This window comes from Paraburkholderia sp. USG1, assembly GCF_031570135.1.
In the GTDB taxonomy this organism is placed as follows: Bacteria; Pseudomonadota; Gammaproteobacteria; order Burkholderiales; family Burkholderiaceae; genus Paraburkholderia; species Paraburkholderia dioscoreae.
The window spans coordinates 56,993-78,105 of record NZ_JAMWXW010000002.1 but is presented as its reverse complement, the minus strand read 5'-3'; the positions used below and the strand labels follow the sequence as shown (position 1 = coordinate 78,105).

22 protein-coding genes are annotated in these 21,113 nt (G+C 64.5%); 11 read left to right on the top strand and 11 right to left on the bottom strand.

Annotation, left to right across the window (positions count from 1 at the left end; translation table 11 throughout):
• The first annotated feature begins 36 nt into the window (after window positions 1–36).
• Window positions 37–792, top strand: a complete 756-nt coding sequence (locus NE850_RS02830) for a GntR family transcriptional regulator (protein ID WP_007177611.1) — start codon at window positions 37–39, stop codon at window positions 790–792.
• A gap of 222 nt (window positions 793–1,014) precedes the next feature.
• Here the strand turns inward: NE850_RS02830 and infA are convergent, their stop codons facing one another.
• The 3 genes from infA to NE850_RS02815 all read right to left on the bottom strand — a co-directional run bounded on the left by infA (window position 1,015) and on the right by NE850_RS02815 (window position 2,518).
• Window positions 1,015–1,287: a translation initiation factor IF-1 gene (infA, locus tag NE850_RS02825; RefSeq protein WP_007177610.1), complete on the bottom strand. Its 273-nt coding sequence runs from the start codon at window positions 1,285–1,287 to the stop codon at window positions 1,015–1,017.
• A 131-nt stretch (window positions 1,288–1,418) separates the two neighbouring features.
• On the bottom strand, window positions 1,419–1,700 hold the full coding sequence (locus tag NE850_RS02820; RefSeq protein ID WP_007177609.1) for a hypothetical protein: 282 nt from the start codon (window positions 1,698–1,700) through the stop codon (window positions 1,419–1,421).
• A gap of 599 nt (window positions 1,701–2,299) precedes the next feature.
• Window positions 2,300–2,518: a hypothetical protein gene (locus NE850_RS02815; protein WP_007177608.1), complete on the bottom strand. Its 219-nt coding sequence runs from the start codon at window positions 2,516–2,518 to the stop codon at window positions 2,300–2,302.
• Between the two features lie 199 nt (window positions 2,519–2,717).
• On the opposite strand from NE850_RS02815, the gene NE850_RS02810 reads away from it, so the two are divergent.
• Genes NE850_RS02810 through NE850_RS02800 form a run of 3 tightly spaced genes read left to right on the top strand, consistent with a single transcriptional unit; the run spans window position 2,718 to window position 3,830 of the window.
• Complete coding sequence (locus tag NE850_RS02810) at window positions 2,718–3,362, top strand: transcriptional regulator (protein WP_007177607.1); 645 nt, start codon at window positions 2,718–2,720, stop codon at window positions 3,360–3,362.
• Between the two features lie 54 nt (window positions 3,363–3,416).
• Window positions 3,417–3,635, top strand: a complete 219-nt coding sequence (locus tag NE850_RS02805; protein WP_007177606.1) for a DUF1653 domain-containing protein — start codon at window positions 3,417–3,419, stop codon at window positions 3,633–3,635.
• Window positions 3,636–3,830 (top strand): YqaE/Pmp3 family membrane protein, encoded by a 195-nt coding sequence (locus tag NE850_RS02800; RefSeq protein WP_007177605.1) that lies wholly within the window; start codon window positions 3,636–3,638, stop codon window positions 3,828–3,830.
• A gap of 63 nt (window positions 3,831–3,893) precedes the next feature.
• Here the strand turns inward: NE850_RS02800 and NE850_RS02795 are convergent, their stop codons facing one another.
• Together NE850_RS02795 and NE850_RS02790 are read right to left on the bottom strand one after the other, a co-directional pair.
• The gene (locus NE850_RS02795) at window positions 3,894–4,205 is read right to left on the bottom strand and encodes a 2Fe-2S iron-sulfur cluster-binding protein (protein ID WP_007177604.1); all 312 of its coding nucleotides are present in this window, start codon (window positions 4,203–4,205) and stop codon (window positions 3,894–3,896) included.
• A 46-nt stretch (window positions 4,206–4,251) separates the two neighbouring features.
• On the bottom strand, window positions 4,252–6,264 hold the full coding sequence (locus tag NE850_RS02790) for a sigma-54-dependent Fis family transcriptional regulator (RefSeq protein ID WP_007177603.1): 2,013 nt from the start codon (window positions 6,262–6,264) through the stop codon (window positions 4,252–4,254).
• A 398-nt stretch (window positions 6,265–6,662) separates the two neighbouring features.
• On the opposite strand from NE850_RS02790, the gene NE850_RS02785 reads away from it, so the two are divergent.
• The gene (locus tag NE850_RS02785) at window positions 6,663–6,953 is read left to right on the top strand and encodes a DUF1488 domain-containing protein (RefSeq protein ID WP_007177602.1); all 291 of its coding nucleotides are present in this window, start codon (window positions 6,663–6,665) and stop codon (window positions 6,951–6,953) included.
• 176 nt (window positions 6,954–7,129) lie between these two features.
• Here the strand turns inward: NE850_RS02785 and NE850_RS02780 are convergent, their stop codons facing one another.
• The 6 genes from NE850_RS02780 to NE850_RS02755 form a co-directional block, all read right to left on the bottom strand.
• Window positions 7,130–7,660, bottom strand: coding sequence for a cytochrome b (locus NE850_RS02780; RefSeq protein ID WP_165188586.1), 531 nt, complete (start codon window positions 7,658–7,660; stop codon window positions 7,130–7,132).
• A 148-nt stretch (window positions 7,661–7,808) separates the two neighbouring features.
• Window positions 7,809–9,110, bottom strand: coding sequence for an NCS2 family permease (locus NE850_RS02775; protein WP_007177600.1), 1,302 nt, complete (start codon window positions 9,108–9,110; stop codon window positions 7,809–7,811).
• A gap of 440 nt (window positions 9,111–9,550) precedes the next feature.
• Window positions 9,551–9,811, bottom strand: a complete 261-nt coding sequence (locus tag NE850_RS02770; RefSeq protein ID WP_007177599.1) for a DUF4148 domain-containing protein — start codon at window positions 9,809–9,811, stop codon at window positions 9,551–9,553.
• Between the two features lie 128 nt (window positions 9,812–9,939).
• On the bottom strand, window positions 9,940–10,713 hold the full coding sequence (locus NE850_RS02765; RefSeq protein ID WP_007177598.1) for a slipin family protein: 774 nt from the start codon (window positions 10,711–10,713) through the stop codon (window positions 9,940–9,942).
• Window positions 10,710–12,308, bottom strand: coding sequence for a nodulation protein NfeD (locus tag NE850_RS02760; protein ID WP_310698419.1), 1,599 nt, complete (start codon window positions 12,306–12,308; stop codon window positions 10,710–10,712). The genes NE850_RS02765 and NE850_RS02760 overlap by 4 nt, the downstream gene beginning before the upstream one ends.
• Before the next feature lie 83 nt (window positions 12,309–12,391).
• On the bottom strand, window positions 12,392–13,429 hold the full coding sequence (locus NE850_RS02755) for an AraC family transcriptional regulator (RefSeq protein ID WP_007177596.1): 1,038 nt from the start codon (window positions 13,427–13,429) through the stop codon (window positions 12,392–12,394).
• 270 nt (window positions 13,430–13,699) lie between these two features.
• Between NE850_RS02755 and NE850_RS02750 the strand changes: the two genes are divergently transcribed.
• The 6 genes from NE850_RS02750 (at window position 13,700) to NE850_RS02725 (ending at window position 21,100) form a co-directional block, all read left to right on the top strand.
• Window positions 13,700–14,833, top strand: a complete 1,134-nt coding sequence (locus tag NE850_RS02750; RefSeq protein WP_310698418.1) for an acyl-CoA dehydrogenase — start codon at window positions 13,700–13,702, stop codon at window positions 14,831–14,833.
• Window positions 14,834–14,943: 110 nt separating this feature from the next.
• Window positions 14,944–16,635 carry an AMP-binding protein gene (locus tag NE850_RS02745; protein ID WP_165188578.1) on the top strand — a complete coding sequence of 564 codons (1,692 nt, stop codon included), beginning with the start codon at window positions 14,944–14,946 and terminating at the stop codon, window positions 16,633–16,635.
• 59 nt (window positions 16,636–16,694) lie between these two features.
• Window positions 16,695–18,206, top strand: coding sequence for a CoA-acylating methylmalonate-semialdehyde dehydrogenase (locus tag NE850_RS02740; RefSeq protein WP_007177593.1), 1,512 nt, complete (start codon window positions 16,695–16,697; stop codon window positions 18,204–18,206).
• 37 nt (window positions 18,207–18,243) lie between these two features.
• Window positions 18,244–19,149 carry a 3-hydroxyisobutyrate dehydrogenase gene (gene mmsB / locus NE850_RS02735; RefSeq protein WP_007177592.1) on the top strand — a complete coding sequence of 302 codons (906 nt, stop codon included), beginning with the start codon at window positions 18,244–18,246 and terminating at the stop codon, window positions 19,147–19,149.
• Window positions 19,146–19,952: an enoyl-CoA hydratase gene (locus NE850_RS02730; protein WP_165188576.1), complete on the top strand. Its 807-nt coding sequence runs from the start codon at window positions 19,146–19,148 to the stop codon at window positions 19,950–19,952. Before mmsB ends, NE850_RS02730 begins: the two co-directional genes overlap by 4 nt.
• Window positions 19,952–21,100, top strand: a complete 1,149-nt coding sequence (locus NE850_RS02725) for an enoyl-CoA hydratase/isomerase family protein (RefSeq protein WP_007177590.1) — start codon at window positions 19,952–19,954, stop codon at window positions 21,098–21,100. The genes NE850_RS02730 and NE850_RS02725 overlap by 1 nt, the downstream gene beginning before the upstream one ends.
• Window positions 21,101–21,113: the final 13 nt, after the last annotated feature.

The following is a 21,113-nucleotide window of genomic DNA, read 5'->3' as shown; positions in this document are numbered from 1 at the left end:
CCTGCCGATACCGCTCCATTCCCGATTACCGAATCCATGTCCCCACGTCCCCGGCGTTCCTCGTCCCCTGCCTCCGAAACACCCATTCAACCCGCAAGCGAAGGCGATTCGATCAGCGTCGAAGAGCGTGTCTATACGTCGATCACCACGGCGTTATTGCAGGGGCGGCTGCGGCCCGGCGCGCAACTGGTCGAGCGGGATCTCGCCGCCGCCTTCGGTTGCACGCGCGGCGCGCTGCGCAAGGTGCTGGCGCGGCTTGGCTTCGAAGGCAAGCTCGTGCTGGCGGCGAATCGCGGTGCGTTCGTGCCGTCGCCGTCGGAGGAGGACATTCGCCAGGTGTATCGCGCGCGGCAGATCGTCGAGGCGGGTATCGTCGCCGCCTTGTGCGGGGCGTTGAGCGCGCAGCACAAGCGGCGCCTGCGCGCGCACGTGCGCAGCGAAGAGAAGGCGTTAAGCGCGGGGGCGGTCGAAGATTCCGTGCGTCTTGCCGGCCAGTTTCATGTGCTGCTGACAGAGTTGGCGGGCGGCACGGAGTTGCTCGGGCTAGTCGGGCAACTGGTCGCCAAAACCGAGCTGTATAAAGCGTTGTTCGACCCGTCGAAGGGTTCCTCCTGCTCCGCGGACGAACACACGCATATCATCGACGCGCTGGACGCGGGCAACCTGGACGCGGCGTTGACGGCCATGCGTGAACATCTGGCGGAACTGGAGGAGCGGGTGGTCGAGCAGGTGCGCAAGAGCGCCGCCACAGAAGATCTCGGGGCGGTGTTCGGCCTTCATGCGCGTATGTAGAGGAAAACGAGAACGGCTGTGAAACGCCCGCCGGCAGCAGAAAGCGCCAGAGGCTGAAGAAAATGGGCAAAAACAGGCTGCAACGAAGCGACGCCGCAGCGCGCCGCTCAGGCTCGAGTCGACGAATCAAGCCGGAGAAGGCGCGCGAATGGCTTCGCGTACAACTCAATCGCAATGGAGCACGCCTCAACCGTGCGGAGCGCGGTCAGCGTGCCGCCGGCCTTAACGGCGGCGGAATTGCGAATTGCGAGCACCGCCGCCACCGGTGGCGCGCTCGTCTTTATGACGGAAATTGATCCGGCCTTTGGTCAGGTCGTAGACCGACAGTTCCAGCGTCACGCGGTCGCCCGCGAGAATACGGATATGGTTCTTGCGCATGCGCCCGGACGCGTAAGCGCCAACCACGACGCCGTTGTCGAGCGTCACGCGGTAACGGCTATCCGGAAGTACTTCGTCGACGATACCGTCAAGTTCAAGCAGTTCTTCTTTCGCCATGCATAACTCCTGGTCGATGGGATAAGGGGTGTTGGTCGCCCACGCCGGGCAGCACAACATCAGATTGGGGCGATAGCGGGTTTTTCGAGCCCACTGTCCTGCGGCATCAGCCTATGCGCTGATAGTACCGCTCAAAGATCGGCGACGGACTGGCCGTCTACACGGCCGTCGATCAATTGCTCGGCGTGGGCCATGCACGCAATGCGCGCCTTGCCCGTGCCGTCGAACGGAAACAGATACTGCAGGCGGAACACACGGCCGTCGGCGGCCGGATTGGCGCCCACGCGGCAGATGCGCACCGACGCGTCGTAGCCGGCGTCCGGATTGCGGCTCGTCTGACCGTCCGCCGGGCGGCGCGGATAGACGAGCGGGTGAATTTCGTAACCCTTGTACGTCTTGACAGCTGAATTCATGAAGCACGTGTCCTGTATTACGTGGCCGCCGTGTCACGCGTGTTACGCGCGGCAAGACGGGCCGGGCAGCGCAGCACCTTGGGGCGCGCCGCCATGGAAAAAGGTTGGCACAGGCCCGATGACAAGGACTTGAGCGCGGCCGCGTAAAATCGCGGATTCGATGGAGAGAAAACACGCTGACGTCGCGCGGACATCGGGCGGTAAATGAACCCTCAGCTGCACAACTCGCGACGGCGAATGCATGCGGCGCATTGCCGGAGTGACGGGACCGCCAACAGACGGCGGTCGAACAGCCGGGGGTGGTGCGAAGATGCCGGTTTGAGCCTGCCCGGTGTTACTTGCGGTTCTATCCGCAATGTTGCCTGATTGTTGCCCGGTAACGCCGGAACTACGAATGCGGGATACAGCTATTCCAATATGATGCACTAAATAGGGCTAATTGGATAGCAAAAAGTTCCGCGCAGGGCCGAACCGCCCAGCCGGCGGGGTTTCGCGCGCGACGCAGCGGTCGCGGACGGCGTGCCTCGCCACGAGCGGCACGCCGGGTGAGGGAGGGCGCCGTCGCGGCGCGGGCGCTGGACGATCAACCGGCTCGTGCTTCAGCGGGGCGTTTCGGCGACGCGCTTCTGCAACTCGCGCGATGCCGCGAGCGGAATGCGGGCGTCATCCCAGCCGGCCAGCCATTCGACTTCTTTCGACGTGAAAATCTGCCCGTGATTGCGCAGCGTGTACTGCAGCGAATCGATGATGTGATTGCGGATGATTTCGGGCGTGCCTTCGTCATCGAGCACGGCGCGAAACGCTTCGAGCGTAGCCATCTGTTGCTCCGTGAAATAGATGCTTCTTTTATCGCACGAAAAAAAATCTCTCGCCAAGCGGACAAAATTCGCCATGCGATAAAGCGCCGGCGTGCGCCTATGGTTTTTTTGAGGGCGTGATCGGCGCCGTGATCGCCGCGGCCGGGCCGGGTGGCTACAATGGCGAGTTGCCGCGTCCTTCGATCACTGCGATTTCCCCATGCGCAACCCAAACGTGTCTCCCGTGAAAGACCTGCTGCTCGAGCGCTACGCTCCCATCGCCGACGGCATCGCGGCGCTGTTCTATCCGTGCGCCGAGGTGGTGATTCACGACCTGCGCGATCAAACCATCGCGTACCTCGTGAACAACCTGTCGAAGCTCGAAGTCGGCGGGCCGTCCGTGCTGGACGAAGTCCATTACGCGGCGCGCGGCCAGACCATCGGCCCGTACGAAAAGCTCAACTGGGACGGCCGGCGCATGCGTTGCGTGAGCAACATCCTGTTCGACGACGACGGCAAGCCGGCCGGCATGCTGTGCATCAACTTCAATATCGCGGTGTTCGAAGATGTGCGCTCCACACTCGATCTGTTCATCAAAGGCGGCAATCTGACGGACGCTCCCGCGGAGGATCTGTTCCGCGACGACTGGCAGGACCGCATCAATACGTATTTGCACACATGGCTGCGCGAACGGCAGATCGGCATCAATGCGCTCACGCGCGAACACAAGCGGGAGATCGTCGAGGCGCTGCACGCACAAGGCGCGTTTCGCGGCCGCAGTTCCGCGAACTACGTGGCCGCCGTGCTGACAATGGGACGCGCCACCGTCTACAAGATTTTGAAGCAGATGAAAGAGGGCGGTTGACGCTTCGACCGTTGCCGCGCGAAGGCACTGCGTTTTTCAATTCAGGGGATGCGAATGGTGCGCTACAGGCACTACAAAGGCGGGATTTACGAACTGGTTTGCGAGGCCACGCTCGAATCGGATCCGACCGTCACGATGATCGTGTACAAAGCCGGCAATGGTACGATCTGGACGCGTCCGGCTTCGGTGTTTTTCGAGCTGATCGAGGTGGACGGCGCCAAAGTGCCGCGCTTCGCACCGATCAACCAGGCACTACCAACAACAGGAATCTGAATGCGTCTACTGCTTGCCATCATTCTGCCGTGGTTTCAGTTTTTCACGATTGGCCGTCCGTTTGCCGGCATCATCTGCCTGATTCTGCAGATCACGCTGATCGGCTGGATTCCGGCCGCGATCTGGTCGGTGTACGCGCTGAGCCAGTACAACACCGACAGGAAAATCGCCCGGGCAATGGGTAACGGGCGTTAAGGCTCGCGATGAGCTGCGTGCGTGCGCCGTACGTGTGCCCCTGAGCCACGAGGGCGCCGCACTTCACATGGGCGGCGGCAGTTCGACCGCATCCGGTACTTCGATCACCACGTCGGATTCCGCGATCGCCACGCACGGCAGAATATAGCCTTCCTGTTTTTCTTCGCGGCTGAGCCCCGGCCACTCGATCGAGTAGCGCACGCGTCCCGCAGTCATTTTGCAGATACACGTGCGACACGTTCCATTACGGCACGAGCGCGGCAAGCGCAGATTCGCAAAGTCGGCGGCTTCGAGAATCGTGAGCGAATCGGGCGCTTCAAAGCTCCGGCCGAGTGGTTCGACGCGAACGAGAGGCGGGCGGATAGAGTCGGACATCGTGCAAGTCTGTGACGGGTTGCGCCACACTTTACACGTTGCCGCTTCAATGCGTCGTGCCGCCGCGTCGCAAGTACCGGTACACCGTGTTGCGCGCCAATCCCAACTCGCGCGCCGCCGCCGACACATTGCCGTCGAGTCGTTCGAGCGTTTGCGCAATCAACGTGGCCTGCCACGCCTCCATCTTGCCGGACGGCGGTTGCCCTTGCGGTTGCCTTGGAGTTTGCCCTTGCGTTTGGGCCGCGGCGCGGGTCTCGTCGTCCACTCCTGAACCTGCACGTGCCGACGGCGATTGCACGCTTTGCTCCGCCGCCGCGTCGACGCAATCCTGCAGGAAGTCGTCGGGTAAATCGTCGAGTTCGATCTGCTGCGCACCTTCGGCCATGATGCTCGCGGTGCGCAACACGTTGGCCAGCTGCCGCAGATTGCCCGGCCAGCGGCATTGCGCAAATCGTTCGAGCACCTCGGCCGATACGCGGCGCGGCAGTCGCTCGCCGTCGGGCTGCAATGCCAGCATGCGCGTGACGAGCGCGTGCAGATCGGTGCGCTCGCGCAGCGCCGGCAAGGTCACGACGAGTCCATTGATCCGGTAATACAGATCTTCGCGGAAGGTGCCGTCTTCGATCATCGCGCGCAGGTTGCGGTGGGTCGCGCAGACAATGCGCAGATCCACCGGGATCGCCCGGGTTGCGCCGAGCGGCACGACGGTGCGCTCCTGCAGAACGCGCATCAAACGCACCTGCTGGGCGAGCGGCATGTCGCCGATTTCGTCGAGGAACAGCGTGCCGCCGTCGGCTTGCACGATCTTGCCGACGCTGCCGCGTTTTTTTGCGCCGGTGAATGCGCCGTCTTCGTAACCGAACAACTCCGCTTCGATCAGCGTATCGGGCAACGAGGCGCAATTCAGCGCGATGAAAGGCGCGGCCCGTCGCGGCGAATCGTGATGGATGGCGCGCGCGAGCCACTCCTTGCCGGTGCCTGTCTTGCCGAGCACGAGAATCGGAATATCGCGGCCGCGCAGTTTGGCGACACGCCGCAGGATCGCGGCGACCTGCGCGTCGCCGGTGTCGAGCGTTTCAAGCGTGGCGAGCGGCGCAGGCTCGGCGGTGCGCGGCGTATGACGCGCGCCGCCCGACAGCGGCGCGCGCGACGTGTCGAGGCTTTCGGCCGGACCGACATATCGCGGCGCGGTGTATTCGCCGCGCGCCACCACGCGCACGCCGCTCGGCAGCGTCAGCAGAATGGTCTCGCCGGGCGCGCGCGCGATCTGCTGCAACACCTTGGCGAAGGCGATCCCGAACAGCGCATCGAAGGGTTGCCGTTGCAGTTCGGCCAGCGGCTGCCCGAATTGAAACAGCGCGCTGCGGTTGGCCGATAAAAACGTGCCGTCCGGCGCGAACGCCGCGAGCCCTTCGAACAGCGTGCCGATGAATTCGGAGCGCGCGTGAAAATGAACGCGAATCGCGTCGACGAATTGATTGGAGAACAGATGATTTTCGATCATCTGCGCCGACATCCTGACGAGCGCGAGCGTGTGCTTATGAAAGCCGCGCGTATCGCCGCTTACGTCGAGTGCGCCGACAGTGCGCCCGAACGGATCCGCAATTGGCGCGCACGAGCAGGTGAGAATACGGTTGGCGTGCAGGAAGTGTTCTCCCGCGTGCACGACGGTTGGCTGCCCGTCCACGAGCGCGGTGCCGATCGCGTTGGTGCCGCGATCCGCCTCGGCCCACGAAACGCCCGTACACAGCGCGACGCGATTGGCTTTTTCGACGAAGTCGCTGTCGCCGAGACTGTGCAGGATCACGCCGTGATTGTCGGTGAGCAGCACCATGCTTTGCGTATCGACGATCTGCGCATGCAGCGTTTCCATGACGGGAAGCGCATGCGTATAAAGCGACTGATTGCGATCGACGAGCTCACGCAGCGCGGGCCGGCGCAGCGGATGGAAGTCCGGCGTTTCCGACGCGCGCAGACCGAGCTCGAGCGAGCGGGCGTGAGCCTGCGCGATGACATCGGGCCGACCGACGGCGGGTGGCGTGGCAGAACGTTGGGTCAAGGCATGTCTCCGGTGAAACGGACACGGCGGGTACGTTGCCCTCCGCTCGATGCCGCAGCGCAACATGCGCGTACACGGCCAACACTGATATTACAGGACGAAACGCGCAGCGCACGGCAGGGAAAAAACGGAGGCGGCGCGCGGTGTGCCTCAAAAAACCGCGCAGGGCACCAAAATCAGGCAAACCAGAAGGAAAACTTGCGCCGCGCCCGAACTCGTCTAAAGTGAATCAAATCACCTCCGCGGGCTGCGAACTACAGCGTTGCCGCCGCGAGGTGACGAGCCCGCGTCGTCAGCATTGGACAAGGAGGTTGGCGCTAGAGACGCGACCAGACGCAACCGGCGTGCGCATTACCAGGCTACACCATGCGCAGCACCTACCTTCCAGGTGAACTCCCATGCAGATCCTTTTCCCGAATGAAACCCCTGAATATTCAGGTCGCGAACTTACCTTGGCGTTCCCGGCGATGGTCGATGGGCAGAGGGTGGAGTGCATGATCACCGCGGAGGCGCTGGAAGACCACTTCGGCGCCGCATCGCCGCGTCTGGAGGACATGGTGGGCGCATTCGATACCCACCGCGCCCGGATCGAAGCCGCCACGCGGCGTTTGCTATCGGAAACGCGGGCGCAATGTCTCGTGCTCAGAAGCGGCTATGTGCGCTTCTACGAGGCGAACTGGCGCAATTGACCGTGGGCGGGTCCGGCGCTAGCCAACGCCGGAGCAGGAAGCAGCAGGACTGCCGCGCAAGAATCAGAAACTGAGGAAACCCACGCGCGGCATCAATCGATCATTCAGACTGTCCGCGGCCATGCGTGCCGCAGGCGCAGAAACGCAAAACGCAAAGCGCGCGTATGCAGGCGCGCTCAAATCATCCGCTGCAGCGTCCGGTCCTTGAAGACCACGTGATGCGCGAGCGCCGCCAGCGCGTGCAGGCCGATCACCCAATAGAACGCATTGCCGAGCCATTCATGCGCGCTCTTGAGCAATGGCCGCGCGACTGGATCGGCGCCGACCAGCGTGTAATTGATGTTGGCCCACGCGAGCGTGACCGGATGGCCGCCGGTGTTGATCGTCAGGATGCCGAGCAACGGCTGCGCGAAGATGAAAACGTATAGGGCGAGATGCGCGGCGCGCGCGAGAAATGCGAGCAGCCGGTTGCCTTCGACTTCGGCGGGGGCGCCCGCCCACAATCGCCACAGCAGACGCAAACAGGCCAGCCCCAGCACCAGCGTGCCGCACCAGAAATGCACGCTACTCCAGAGCGCGCGGCTGTCGCTGCCTTTGGGCCCGCGAATCTCGATCGCCAGATAAGCGAGCGCGATCAGCAGAAAAATGGCCCAGTGGAAGAAAATGGCGGGCGGCGTGTAGCGCTCCGAGGCGCGGCTGTAAGGCATGTAGGGGGCTCCCGTGACCTGGTCGATCGTTTTTATCAATCGTCAGATGATAAACGGTGCCCGACCCGAATGGGCACCGTCAATAAATCGGGATTGATCCAGGGCCAGGCGCGTCCCATGAGCACCCGGCGCGGTGCCTCGCTGTGCCCTATTCGCTGCCGAGATAGAAATAGCGGAACAGGAAAATCGCCGCGATGATCCACACCACCAGCTTCACCTGGCGCGCCTGGCCGGTGAGCAGTTTCAGGCCCGCATATGAGATGAAGCCGAACGCGACGCCATTGGCAATCGAATAGGTAAAGGGCATCAGAAGCGCCGTAAGCGCGGCCGGCACCACTTCGGTGGCGTCGTCCCACGGCAGGTCGAGCATTTCGCGCAGCATCAGGCACGACACATACAGCAGCGCCGGTGCCGTCGCGTAGCCGGGCACCACGCCCGCCAGCGGCGCGAAAAAGAGCGCCGCGAGGAACAGCACGGCCACGGTGATGGCGGTCACGCCCGTGCGTCCGCCTGCCTGCACGCCCGACGCGCTTTCGATGTACGCGGTAGTCGACGAGGTTCCCAGCATCGAGCCGGCCAGAATGGCCGTGCTGTCGGCGAGCAGCGCGCGGTTCAGCCGGTGCATCTTGCCTTCCACCAGCAGTCCGGCGCGATTGGCCACGCCCATCAGCGTGCCGGTCGCGTCGAACAGTTCGACGAGGAAGAACACGAGGATCACGTTCAGCACACCGCCCGACAACGCGCCGCGAATGTCGAGCTGGAACAGCGTCGGCGCGATGGACGGCGGCGCGGAGACGATGCCGTGGAACTGATTGCCGCCGAAGAAAAAGCTCAGCACCGTTACGCCGACAATGCCGATCAGGATCGCGCCTCGCACCCGCAAATGGTCCAGCGTGACGATCGCGAAAAAGCCGATCACCGCGAGAACCACATGCGGGTTGTGCAGGTCGCCGAGCGTTACGAGCGTGGCCGGATTGCCGACCACCACGCCAGCCGACTTCAGCGAAATGATCGCGAGAAAAAGGCCGATACCGCCGGTGATGGCAATGCGTATCGAATGCGGAATGCCGTTGACGATCACTTCGCGCACGCGGAACAGCGTGACGATCAAAAACAGGCAGCCGGAGATGAACACCGCGCCGAGCGCGGCCTGCCAGGTGAAGCCCATGCCCTTGACGACGGTGTACGCGAAGTACGCGTTCAGGCCCATGCCCGGCGCGAGCGCGATCGGATAGTTCGCGTACAGGCCCATGATCAGCGAGGCCAGCGCGGCCACGATGCAGGTCGCGACGAACACCGCGTCCTTCGGCATGCCGGCGTCGCCCAGAATCGCCGGGTTGACGAAGATGATGTAAGCCATCGTCAGGAAGGTGGTCACCCCGGCGAGCACTTCGGTGCGCAGGTTGGTGCCGGCGGCTTCGAAGCCGAAGTAGCGTTTTATGGAGTCCATGAGGCGGGTCTCTCGTCGTTCAGAAAGCGTTCTTGTGGTTGGAGCGGTGCATGCGCCGCGTCGCCGGCGCTACGGCCGGATTGTAGTCAGGATTGGCGGTGGCGTGCCGCATTGTGTGGGCGAGCCGCTGCGTAAAGCTCATGCGACGGGCGGTTCGCCTGGGAGACTGTGGCGCCGGCGCATCAAACGGTGGCCATTGCCGCGCCGGCATGTCCTCGATCACGACCGGTCACGCGTCGGCGTCGAGCCGGGTTGGCGTGGTTCGGACGCCGGCTGCAGGGTTCATCGAATGAGCGGGACGATACCTTGCCAGCGCACGCGGTGGCGCAGCAAGCGAATTTACGAAGTTGGGGGGCAAAGCGCGAAAGGCATGCGGGGCCAACCTCGCCCACGACCGTTGCAGTCGCGGGCGGCGCCGCATGCCGCGCGTCGGCTCGCGCTTACTGTGTCAGCGTGGCGCCCGACTGCTGCGCCCGCCGTGCCGCGACGATGCGGCCCGCATGCTGCGCATTGAACGGATAGTTGATCCAGTCGAGCGGATCGTAGCCGGCGGCACGCCATTCGGCCAGATCGGCCCTCACTTCGGCACGCGTTTTCGGCGCCGACGGGTCGTAAGGCCGCGCCGAAGTCTGCGCAAACGCGGTGCTCATGCTCACGGCGGCCAACAGCGCGCCAAGTCCAACTCTGGAAACGATTTTCATGACTGGCTCCTATGGAGCGGTTAAAAACGACCCCGGCATTCTAGTTTTCATATCTATTTCGAGTAAGGCTATTGAAGGCAATGCACCGTTTCGTCCGGTGAACCAAACTGAACCGGACGCCCTTCGGCTCAGGGCGCCGACGGCTTGCTGAAGCGGTCCAGCACGGCGCTCAGCAGGTCGATCGGTAGCGGGAAGACGATCGTCGAGTTCTTGTCGGCGGCAATCGTCGTGAGAGTTTGCAGGTAGCGCAACTGCATGGCCTGCGGCTGGCGCGACAACGTCTGCGCCGCTTCCAGCAAATGCTGCGAGGCCTGCAGTTCGCCCTCGGCGTGGATCACCTTGGCGCGCCGTTCGCGCTCGGCTTCGGCCTGACGGGCAATCGCGCGGATCATCGTTTCGTTGATATCCACATGCTTGATTTCCACGATCGACACCTTGATGCCCCACGCGTCGGTTTGCGCGTCCAGCACTTTCTGGATATCGGCGTTCAGTTGCTCGCGATCCGCCAGCAGTTCGTCGAGCTCGTGTTTGCCGAGCACCGCGCGCAAGGTCGTCTGCGAGAGCTGGCTGGTCGCCTCGAAGTAACGCGCCACCTGAATCACCGCTTTCTCCGGATCGACCACGCGGAAATACACCACGGCGTTGACCTTCACCGAGACGTTGTCGCGCGTGATCACGTCCTGCGGCGGCACGTCGAACACGACGGTGCGCAGATCCATGCGCACGGCCTGCTGCACGATCGGAATGATCAGCACGAGCCCCGGCCCCTTGACCTTCCAGAAGCGGCCGAGCATGAAGACGACGCCGCGTTCGTATTCCCGAAAAATCCGTATCGACGAAGCAACCAGCGCGGCCACCAGCAGAATCAGAATGCTGCTGAAGCCGAATGTGAAACCGATCATGAGCTTTCTCCTTGTTGTCGTGCTTCCGCGGGCACCACGGTCAACGTCAGGCCGCGCCGCGCGGTGACGCGCACCGCATGGCCGGCCGCGACCGGGGCCATGCTGGACACCCGCCAGCGTTCGCCGTGCACGCGCGCCCAGCCGGCCAGCGCGCCGTCTGCCGTGGCGTCAGAGGTGGCGTTCTCGGGCAGCAGGCCGCCGTCGAGCACCACGCCGACACTGCCGATCAGCGCTTCCGAGCCCGTTACCACCGGCTGGCGCCGCGCGCGCAGCGCGAGTCTCGACACGCCGAGCACGAACAGCACGCTGAAGACGGCCACGGCGGCGATCATCGGCAGGGGGATGCCGTAGCCGGGCACGTCGGTGTCGATCAGCATCAGCGCGCCGATCACGAACGCGACCACGCCGCCGAAGCCGAGCGAGCCGAAGGTCGGCAGAAACGCCTCGCCGATCAGAAACGCAATGCCGAGAAAGATCAGGCCGAGGCCGACGTAGTTGATGGGCATCATCTGCATGGCGAAGAGTCCGAGCAGCAGGCTGATCGCGCCGACCACGCCGGGCAGCACGAAGCCCGGATTGGCGAATTCGAAGAACAGGCCGTACATGCCGATCATCAGTAAAATCAGCGCGACGTTGGGATCGGTGATCACCGCGAGGAAATGGCTGCGCCAGTCGGCTTCGAGCGTGACGACGGGCACGTTGGCGGTGTTGAGGGTGACGTTGCCGGCGCTCGTGACGACCGTGCGGCCGTCCAGCTGGCGCAGCAGATCGGGCACGTCGCGCGCATTCAGATCGACGACGTGCTGCGCGAGCGCGTCCGCCGCCGACAGGCTCACGGCTTCGCGCACCGCGCGCTCGGCCCAGTCGGCATTGCGCCCGCGCATCTGCGCGAGGCCGCGGATATAGGCGGCCGCGTCGTGGACCTGCTTGCGCATTTCGGTCGATTGAGTGTCGAGCGGCAACGCGCTGGCGGAACCGGTAGACGCCGAGGCGGCTGAGGCCGAGGGCTTGGCCGGGCCGGCGCTGCCACCGCCACCACCGCCACCAATACCCGGCAAGCCCGGCGCGCCGCCGCCCGCCGGCGGCTCGGCGCCGCCGATGCCCATCTGGATCGGCGTTGCCGCGCCGAGATTGGTGCCCGGCGCCATCGCCGCGATGTGGCTCGCATAAACGATATAAGTGCCGGCGCTTGCCGCGCGCGCGCCGCTCGGGGCGATGAAGGTGGCGACCGGCACGGGCGAGGCGAGAATCGCCTTGATGATCTGCCGCATCGACGTATCGAGTCCGCCCGGCGTGTCGAGTTGCAGCACGGCGAGTTGGGCACGCTCGTCGGCGGCACGCTGAAGACTGCGCACGATGAAGTCGGCACTCGCCGGACTGATTGCGCCATTCACCGGAATGACCACCACGCTGCTGGGCGCGACGGCGGCGCGAAGCGGGACATCGAGCCCAGTCGATTCGCACGACGCGAAGCCGAACGCCAAAAGCACGCCGAGCACGGTGATGCCGCGCATCAACCGGCCCACGACATCGCCACGGATAAGCGACATGCGCGAGCCAGACTGCCGGAACGGGAGACGCGGATACGTGCTCATCGCTGACGGCTGCCGCGCCGGCCGACGCGTATCGACCGGCGCGGGCCGATACCTCACAAGAAGGCTGGCCTGCTCCTTACAGCTTAGTCCGATTCCGCCCGGCGCGTGAAATCCGCGCGCGCCGGCCGGTAGTCGGTCGGCCGCATGCCGGTCCATTTGCGAAACGCGCGATGAAACGCACTCGGTTCGGCAAACCCCACTGAGGTGGCGATGTCGGCAATGGTGCGGTCGGTGTCCTGCAGTTCGCCGATCGCGATGTCGCGCCGCAGGTCGTCCTTGATCGACTGGTACGTATAGCCTTCCTGTTTCAAACGCCGCCGCATGGTTGCCTCGGCCACGTGCAGCCGTTCGGCCATCTGATCGGCGGCGGGCCAGCCGGCCATCGGCAGGGCGCGCAGCATCTTGCGTACACGCGCGGCGAGCGAGCCGGGATTGCGGTACTTGACGATGAAGCTGCCGGGCGCGTCGCGCAGGAAGGGCTTGACCGACTTCGTGGTCTGGACCACGGGGAGGTCGAGAAACACCGGTGCGAGATCGACGTACGACTCGGCCTGGTCGAAGCTCATGTGATCGCAGAACATCAGGCGGTATTCGTGCGCGGCGGGCGGCTCGGCGCAGCGAAAGCACGCTTCGAGCAACGGAATGCGCCGCCCGACCAGCCAGCACAACAGCCCGTACACGAGGATGAAGTAGGTTGCATACGCAAACATGGCCGGCGGCGGCGCGTTGGGGTTTTCCTCGAAGCGCAGCCTTACGTGCTGCGTGTCCGTTTCGATCTGCACGCCGAGATCGTCCAGCACGAGCCGCATGAAACCGACCGCGCGCGCCAGCGCCTGCGCGCCGTTGCGCGCGGTCAGCGCGGTTTGCGTCATGGCGATGAAGCTGCCGCTTTTCATGCGATGCGAATCCTGGCCGAAGAACTCGTCGTCCAGCGCGCGCGCAATCGCGGCCCACAGCGCGCCGTATTGCGCCGACGACACCCGGCTTTTCGGCGACGCCAGCATTGGCGCCGCGATGCCGGCGGCTTCGGCGAGCGGCAGCGCGTCGAGGCCGCGCGAGCGCGCCAGTGCGAGCGCTTCCTCGACCATGCTGACGGAAATCGTGCCTTTATCGTTCTTCATGCGTGTCCGGCTGATTGGCTCAAGCTGGCAAAAGCGCTCAGCATTTTGCCTGTGTCGATTCGCCAAGTCCTTGAGATTGCGGATGGAGTTGGCCTCGCATCGTACCAGTATGGCAAATGCGCTCAGTCAGAATGATCGGGCTGAGCATCGAACCTGTCCAGTGGCTTCCCTACACTGGGTCCGAACCGATCGCGCGCAGCTTGCCTTGGGAGACCCACTGCAAGGCGGCAAATCAGCCGCGATCAGACGTACAGGACAGGACCGCGCACTATGGACAGCTTCTACACCGACGAACAACGGATGATCCGCGACGCCGCGCGCGAATTTGCCACCGAGCGGCTTGCGCCCTACGCGGGTCAGTGGGACCGCGACGCGCAACTGCCCGCCGAGGTCGTCACGCAAATGGGCGAACTCGGTTTTCTCGGCATGATCGTGCCGGCGGAGTGGGGCGGCTCCTATACGGACTACGTGGCCTATGCGCTCGCGCTCGAAGAGATCGCCGCGGGCTGCGCCTCCTGCGCCACGCTGATGAGCGTGCATAACTCGGTCGGCTGCGGGCCGATCCTCAACTTCGGCAGCGACGCGCAAAAAGACCGCTATCTGCACGACCTCGCAACCGGCCGCCGCATCGGCGCGTTCTGCCTGACCGAGCCGCAGGCAGGCTCCGAGGCGAACAATCTGCGCACCCGTGCCGTGCTGCGCGACGGCAAGTGGATTCTCAACGGCAGCAAGCAGTTCGTGACCAACGGCGCTCGCGCCAATGTCGCGATCGTGTTCGCCGTCACCGATCCCGATCGCGGCAAGCGCGGTCTGTCGGCCTTCATCGTGCCTACCGATACGCCGGGCTTCAACGTCGGCAAGCCGGAACACAAGCTCGGCATTCGCGCGTCCGACACCTGCCCGATCTCGCTCGACGACTGCGCCGTGCCCGAAGCCAACCTGCTCGGCGAGCCGGGCGAGGGCTTGCGCATCGCGCTGTCGAATCTCGAAGGCGGCCGCATCGGCATTGCCGCGCAGGCGCTCGGCATTGCGCGGGCCGCGTTCGATGCCGCGCGGCTCTATGCGAACGAACGCATCCAGTTCGGCAAGGCGTTGAAGGAGCATCAGACCATCGCCAACATGCTCGCCGACATGGCCACGCGCCTGAACGCCGCGCGCCTGCTCGTGCATCACGCGGCGCGGCTGCGCACGGAAGGCAAGCCGTGTTTGTCGGAGGCTTCGCAGGCGAAGCTGTTCGCCTCGGAGCTGGCCGAGGAAATCTGCTCGAACGCGATTCAGATTCACGGCGGCTATGGCTACCTGGAAGACTACGCGGTGGAGCGCCACTACCGCGATGCGCGCATCACGCAGATTTACGAAGGAACCAGCGAGGTGCAACGCATGGTGATCGCGCGCCATGTGTAAATGCGAGCGAGGCTGCATTTGAGCGCAGAATAGCTTGCCCGGCGAGCAGAAAAGCAGTGCCGCAACGGACAAAAAGAGCGGAGAGCATACCGCGCTATAAGGAGACGACGATGACAGCAGCAAAAGCTTTTTTCGAAGCGCGCGACCTGCTATTGCGCCATCGAACCGACTACGACCGCGCGTACCGCGAATTCGCGTGGCCGGCACTGGGCGAGTTCAACTGGGCGCTCGACTACTTCGACGTGATCGCGCGTAATAACGACAATCCCGCGCTGTGGATCGTCGACGACCCCGCCGGCGACGGCCTGCGCCTGTCGTACGCGCAGATGTCGGAGCGTTCGGCGCGCATGGCGAATTTCCTGCGCGGTGTGGGCGTGGGCCGCGGCGACCGTCTGCTGCTGATGTTGCCGAACCGCGTCGAACTCTGGGACGTAATGCTCGCGGCCATGAAGCTCGGCGCGATCGTGCTGCCCGCCACCACCCAGCTTTCCGCCGACGACGTGCGCGACCGCGTGCAGATCGGCGGCGCGAAGTTCGTCGTGGTGGATAGCGCGGAGCTGGCTAAATTCGATACGCTCGAGACGCCGCTCACGCGTCTGTCGGTCGGCTCACCGCGCGAGGGCTGGATCGATCTGGCGGCGGCCTACGACGCGCCGCCGCAATTCACGCCGCAAGGCGTCACGCACGCCACCGACCCGATGCTGCTGTACTTCACGTCGGGTACGACCTCGAAGCCCAAACTCGTCGAACACACGCATCAAAGCTACCCGGTCGGCCATCTGTCGACGATGTACTGGATCGGCCTGCAACCGAACGACATTCATTGGAATATCAGCTCGCCGGGTTGGGCCAAGCACGCGTGGAGCTGTTTTTTCGCGCCGTGGAATGCACAGGCCTGCGTGTTCGTCTTCAACTTCCCGCGCTTCGTGGCGAAAGACACGCTGAACGTGCTGGTGCGTTGCAACGTCACCACGCTGTGCGCGCCGCCCACGGTGTGGCGCATGCTCGTGCAGGAGCATCTCACCGACTACCCGGTCAAGCTGCGCGAGATCGTCGGCGCTGGCGAGCCGTTGAATCCCGAGATCATCGAGCGGGTGAAACACGCGTGGGGCATTACGATTCGCGACGGCTTCGGTCAGACCGAGACCACCTGCCAGATCGGCAACTCGCCGGGGCAGCCTGTCGTGCCCGGTTCGATGGGACGTCCGCTGCCGGGCTACAGAATCGAGTTGCTCGATGCCGACGATCAGCCCGTTACCGAAGGCGAAATCGCGCTGCCGCTGGCCGAGCGGCCGCTCGGCCTGATGACCGGCTATGCGAACAATGCCAACGCCACCGCGCAGGCCATGCGCAACGGTTTCTACCGCACGTCCGACGTGGCGCTGCGCCGTGACGATGGCTATTACGTCTATGTGGGCCGCGCCGACGACGTGTTCAAGTCGTCTGATTACCGTCTGAGTCCGTTTGAACTCGAAAGCGTGCTGATCGAACACGAGGCGATCGGCGAAGCCGCCGTGGTGCCGAGCGCCGACGCGCTGCGTCTGTCGGTGCCCAAAGCGTTCGTCACCGTGCGCCAGGGCTACGAAGCCGGGCCCGAACTCGCGCGCGCCGTGTTCGCGTTTTCGCGCGAAAAACTCGCACCGTACAAGCGGATTCGCCGCCTGCAATTCAGCGAGCTGCCCAAGACCATCTCCGGCAAGATCCGCCGCGTCGAATTGCGGCGCCGCGAAATGGAGCGCGCGGCCGAACCCGCTCGCTTGCCCGGCGAGTATTGGGAAGAGGATTTCCCGGATCTGCGTTGATTCTTTTTATTACCCGTCACTGCCCGGCCGCCTCGCGGCCACTGCACAGGAGTTTCAGCATGAGCGCAACTGCGGCCATTGCCACTGTCAAACTGTTGATCAACGGCGAATTCGTCGAATCGAAGACTACCGAATGGCGCGATATCGTCAACCCCGCCACGCAGGAGGTCCTGGCGCGCGTACCGTTCGCCACCGCCGATGAGGTAAACGAAGCGATCCGTTCCGCGCACACCGCCTTCAAGACCTGGAAGGACACACCGATCGGCGCGCGCATGCGCATCATGCTGAAGTACCAGGCGTTGATTCGCGAGCATATGCCGCGGATCGCGAAGACCTTGAGTGCCGAGCAGGGCAAGACGATTCCCGACGCCGAAGGCGATATCTTCCGCGGCCTCGAAGTGGTCGAACATGCGTGTTCGATCGGCACGCTGCAGCAGGGCGAATTCGCCGAGAACGTGGCGGGCGGCGTGGACACGTACACGTTGCGTCAGCCGATCGGCGTGTGCGCCGGCATCACGCCGTTCAATTTCCCGGCGATGATCCCGCTGTGGATGTTCCCGATGGCGATCGTGTGCGGCAATACGTTCGTGCTCAAGCCTTCCGAGCAGGATCCGCTTTCGACCATGCAACTGGTCGAACTCGCGCTCGAAGCCGGTGTGCCCAAGGGCGTGCTGAACGTGGTGCACGGCGGCAAGGACGTGGTGGACGCGCTGTGCACGCACGAACTCGTCAAGGCCATTTCGTTCGTCGGCTCGACGGCGGTCGGCACGCATGTGTATCGCCTCGGCAGCGAACACGGCAAGCGCGTGCAATCGATGATGGGCGCGAAGAATCACGCGGTCGTGCTGCCCGATGCGAATCGTGAGCAGACGCTGAACGCTTTGGCCGGCGCGGGATTCGGTGCGGCCGGACAGCGCTGCATGGCGACTTCGGTGGTCGTGCTGGTGGGCGCCGCGCAGCAATGGTTGCCGGAGCTGGTGGTGAAGGCGAAGACGCTCAAGGTCAACGCGGGCAACGAACCGGGCACGGACATCGGCCCGGTCGTGTCGCGCGCGGCGAAGCAGCGCATTCTCGGTTTGATCGAAACGGGTGTGAAAGAAGGCGCCACGCTGGCGCTGGACGGCCGCGACGTGAAAGTGCCGGGCTACGAGCAAGGCAACTTCATCGGCCCGACGGTCTTTACCGACGTCACCACCGAAATGGAAATCTATCGCCAGGAAATCTTCGGCCCCGTGCTGCTGGTGTTGAGCGTCGCCACGCTCGACGACGCGATCGAACTCGTCAACCGCAATCCGTTCGGCAATGGCGTGGGCCTTTTCACGCAGAGCGGCGCGGCGGCGCGCAAGTTCCAGAGCGAGATCGATATCGGCCAGGTCGGCATCAACATTCCGATTCCGGTGCCGGTGCCGTTCTTCAGCTTCACCGGTTCGCGCGGCTCGAAGCTCGGCGACCTCGGCCCGTACGGTAAACAGGTCGTGCAGTTCTACACGCAGACCAAGACCGTCACCGCCCGCTGGTTCGACGACGACACCGTGAACGACGGTGTGAACACGACCATCAGCCTGCGCTGAGCGCGTGCCTGGCAAGCGGACACATGGAGACGACATCATGAAAATAGGCTTTATCGGACTCGGCAACATGGGTGCGCCAATGGCGCACAACCTGCTCAAGGCGGGTCACGCGGTCAACGTGTTCGACCTCAACGCGCAAGCCGTGCAGGCGCTCGTCGATGCCGGCGCGAAAGCCGCCGCTTCGCTGAAAGCGGCGGCGACCGACGTGGAATGCGTGATCACCATGCTGCCCGCCGCGGCGCATGTGCGCAGCGTGCTGACGGCAGACGACGGCATTTTTGCCGGCATCGCCAAAGGCGTGACCATCATCGATTCGAGCACGATCGATCCCGTGAGCGTCAAGGCGTTCGCCGAACTCGCGCAGCAGCACGGCAACAGTTTTGTCGATGCACCCGTCTCGGGCGGCACCGGCGGCGCTGCTGCGGGCACGCTGACCTTCATGGTCGGCGGCAGTGCGAGCGCGTATGAGCAGGTCAAGCCGGTGCTCTCCGCAATGGGCAAGAACATCGTGCATTGCGGTGATACCGGCACGGGCCAGGTCGCGAAGATCTGCAACAACCTCGTACTCGGTATCACGATGGCGGGCGTGGCGGAGGCGATGTCGCTCGGCGAGGCGCTCGGCATCGACGCAAAAGTGCTGGGCGGGATCATCAATACATCGACCGGGCGCTGCTGGAGTTCGGATACCTACAACCCGATGCCAGGCGTGATCGAGACGGCGCCCTCCACGCGCGGCTACACGGGCGGCTTCGGCACGGACCTGATGCTCAAGGATCTGGGCCTCGCCACCGACGCCGCGAAAGCCGCGCGTCAGCCGGTGTATCTCGGCGCGCTGGCGCAACAGCTTTACCAGACGATGAGCACGAAAGGTGCGGGACGTCTCGACTTTTCGGCGGTCATCAAGCTTTATCGGCAGGACGGCAAGGAAGGCGGCGCGTCATGATCGAACTCGACTATGCGCACGACGGCGCCGTTGCGCAACTCACGCTCAAGCGGCCGCCGGCCAACGCATTTACGCCGGAGGGCTTGTTGCAGTTGCAGCAGACCGTCGAGCGCCTGAACGGCGAAGCGCGCGTGCGGGCGATCGTGATTACCGGCGACGGCCCCAAGTTCTTCAGCGCGGGCGCCGACCTGAACACGTTCGCCGACGGCAACCGCGAAGTTGCGCGCACGGCGGCGGCGCGCTTCGGCGCGGCGTTCGAAACCTTGCAGAACGCGCGGCCCGTGGTGATCGCGGCGATCAACGGGTATGCGATGGGCGGCGGACTCGAATGCGCGCTGGCGTGCGATATCCGTATCGCGGAACAGCACGCATTGCTGGCGTTGCCCGAGACGGCGGTCGGCCTGCTGCCCTGCGGTTGCGGCACACAGACGCTGCCGTGGCTGGTCGGCGAAGGCTGGGCCAAGCGGATGATCCTCACCGGCGAGCGCGTCGACGCGGCGACGGCGCTGCGCATTGGTCTCGCCGAAGAAGTGGTGGAGAAGGGCGCGGCGCGCGAGGCCGCGCTGGCGATGGCCGCGCGTGTCGCTACGTTGAGCCCGCAGGCGGTCGGCTTCAGCAAGACGCTGATCCATCAGGCCCGCAACGGCGTGCCGCGCGCGGCGGCACTGGCGCTGGAACGCGAGCGCTTCGTCGATCTGTTCGACGGCGTCGATCAGCGTGAAGGCGTCAACGCGTTCCTCGAGAAACGCGCGCCGCGCTGGCAGGTGACACAGGCCGCGCCTGCCGACGAGGAGACGCATTGATGAGCGCCTTGCAAAGCGCCGTACCCGACACGAGTGTCGAAGCGGAACGCGAGATTCTGTTTCGCGTCGTCAACCGTGTGGCGATCATCACGCTGAACCGGCCGGCCGCGCTCAATGCGCTCTCGCACGCCATGGTGCGCGAGCTGGCCGTGCTGGTCGAACATTGCCGCACCAACGACGGTATCGTCGCGCTCGTGCTGAAAGGCGCGGGCACCAAGGGTTTCTGCGCCGGCGGCGACGTGCGCGAAGTGCAGCGGCTTGCAAAGAACGGCGACAGCCGGTGGCTCGCGTTCTTCGCCGACGAATACCGGCTCGACTACGCGCTGCATACGTTTCCGAAACCGGTGGTCGCGTTGCTCGACGGCATTGCGATGGGCGGCGGCATGGGGCTCGGGCAGGCGGCGCGGCTGCGCATCGTCACCGAGCGCAGCAAGATTGCCATGCCGGAGACGCGTATCGGCTTTCTGCCGGACGTCGGCGCGACGCGCTTTCTGAGCGTGATGCCGGCGGAGGTCGCGCTGTACGTCGGGCTGACCGGTGCAACCTTGTCCGGCGCCGATGCGTTGCGCCTGCAACTGGCGGACCTGTGCGTGCCGGCCGAATGGCTCGCCAGTTTCGAAGAGCGTTTGCAGCGCATGTCGTTCGAAGGCGATTTGATGGCCGCGTTGCGCGGGGTGTTCGAGCCGCCGTGCAATATCGTGCCGCACGCGGCGCTGGGGCCGTTTACGCAACTGATCTTGCGGCACTTCGACCGGCGCTCCAGTATCGAACGGATGGTCGCGACCGTGCGGCACGATCTGGAGCGCGAGCCGCCGCGTGAAGTGAAGCAATGGCTGCAGTCCACTTACGACGCGCTGACTGGGCATTCGCCCACCATGCTTTACGTCACGCGCGAGGCGCTTTTGCGCGGCCGGCAGATGAGCCTCGCGGAATGCTTCCGCATGGAGCTGGGCATCGTCAAACGTGTGATTGAAGAGGGCGACTTCTGTGAAGGCGTGCGGGCCCAGTTGATCGACAAGGATCGCAAAGCCAGGTGGGCGCCCGCCACGCTGGCCGAGGTGCGGCCCGAACGCGTCAGGCATTTCCTCGCTTCGCCGTGGAAGCGGGAGGCGCATCCGCTGGCCGCGTTGGGCGCGGGGCAGGAGTGATGAGGCGGAGGCA

Bases quoted from the DNA above. Each gene is read 5' to 3' on its own strand.
- NE850_RS02800 (WP_007177605.1), top strand. From the start codon at position 3,636: ATGCGTCTACTGCTTGCCATCATTCTGCCGTGGTTTCAGTTTTTCACG.
- NE850_RS02745 (WP_165188578.1), top strand. From the start codon at position 14,944: ATGACAGCAGCAAAAGCTTTTTTCGAAGCGCGCGACCTGCTATTGCGC.
- NE850_RS02770 (WP_007177599.1), bottom strand. From the start codon at position 9,811: ATGAAAATCGTTTCCAGAGTTGGACTTGGCGCGCTGTTGGCCGCCGTG.
- NE850_RS02775 (WP_007177600.1), bottom strand. From the start codon at position 9,110: ATGGACTCCATAAAACGCTACTTCGGCTTCGAAGCCGCCGGCACCAAC.
- NE850_RS02830 (WP_007177611.1), top strand. From the start codon at position 37: ATGTCCCCACGTCCCCGGCGTTCCTCGTCCCCTGCCTCCGAAACACCC.
- NE850_RS02725 (WP_007177590.1), top strand. From the start codon at position 19,952: ATGAGCGCCTTGCAAAGCGCCGTACCCGACACGAGTGTCGAAGCGGAA.
- NE850_RS02760 (WP_310698419.1), bottom strand. From the start codon at position 12,308: ATGAGCACGTATCCGCGTCTCCCGTTCCGGCAGTCTGGCTCGCGCATG.
- NE850_RS02780 (WP_165188586.1), bottom strand. From the start codon at position 7,660: ATGCCTTACAGCCGCGCCTCGGAGCGCTACACGCCGCCCGCCATTTTC.
- NE850_RS02765 (WP_007177598.1), bottom strand. From the start codon at position 10,713: ATGATCGGTTTCACATTCGGCTTCAGCAGCATTCTGATTCTGCTGGTG.
- infA (WP_007177610.1), bottom strand. From the start codon at position 1,287: ATGGCGAAAGAAGAACTGCTTGAACTTGACGGTATCGTCGACGAAGTA.
- mmsB (WP_007177592.1), top strand. From the start codon at position 18,244: ATGAAAATAGGCTTTATCGGACTCGGCAACATGGGTGCGCCAATGGCG.
- NE850_RS02795 (WP_007177604.1), bottom strand. From the start codon at position 4,205: ATGTCCGACTCTATCCGCCCGCCTCTCGTTCGCGTCGAACCACTCGGC.
- NE850_RS02820 (WP_007177609.1), bottom strand. From the start codon at position 1,700: ATGAATTCAGCTGTCAAGACGTACAAGGGTTACGAAATTCACCCGCTC.
- NE850_RS02740 (WP_007177593.1), top strand. From the start codon at position 16,695: ATGAGCGCAACTGCGGCCATTGCCACTGTCAAACTGTTGATCAACGGC.
- NE850_RS02815 (WP_007177608.1), bottom strand. From the start codon at position 2,518: ATGGCTACGCTCGAAGCGTTTCGCGCCGTGCTCGATGACGAAGGCACG.
- NE850_RS02750 (WP_310698418.1), top strand. From the start codon at position 13,700: ATGGACAGCTTCTACACCGACGAACAACGGATGATCCGCGACGCCGCG.
- NE850_RS02755 (WP_007177596.1), bottom strand. From the start codon at position 13,429: ATGAAGAACGATAAAGGCACGATTTCCGTCAGCATGGTCGAGGAAGCG.
- NE850_RS02810 (WP_007177607.1), top strand. From the start codon at position 2,718: ATGCGCAACCCAAACGTGTCTCCCGTGAAAGACCTGCTGCTCGAGCGC.
- NE850_RS02730 (WP_165188576.1), top strand. From the start codon at position 19,146: ATGATCGAACTCGACTATGCGCACGACGGCGCCGTTGCGCAACTCACG.
- NE850_RS02805 (WP_007177606.1), top strand. From the start codon at position 3,417: ATGGTGCGCTACAGGCACTACAAAGGCGGGATTTACGAACTGGTTTGC.
- NE850_RS02785 (WP_007177602.1), top strand. From the start codon at position 6,663: ATGCAGATCCTTTTCCCGAATGAAACCCCTGAATATTCAGGTCGCGAA.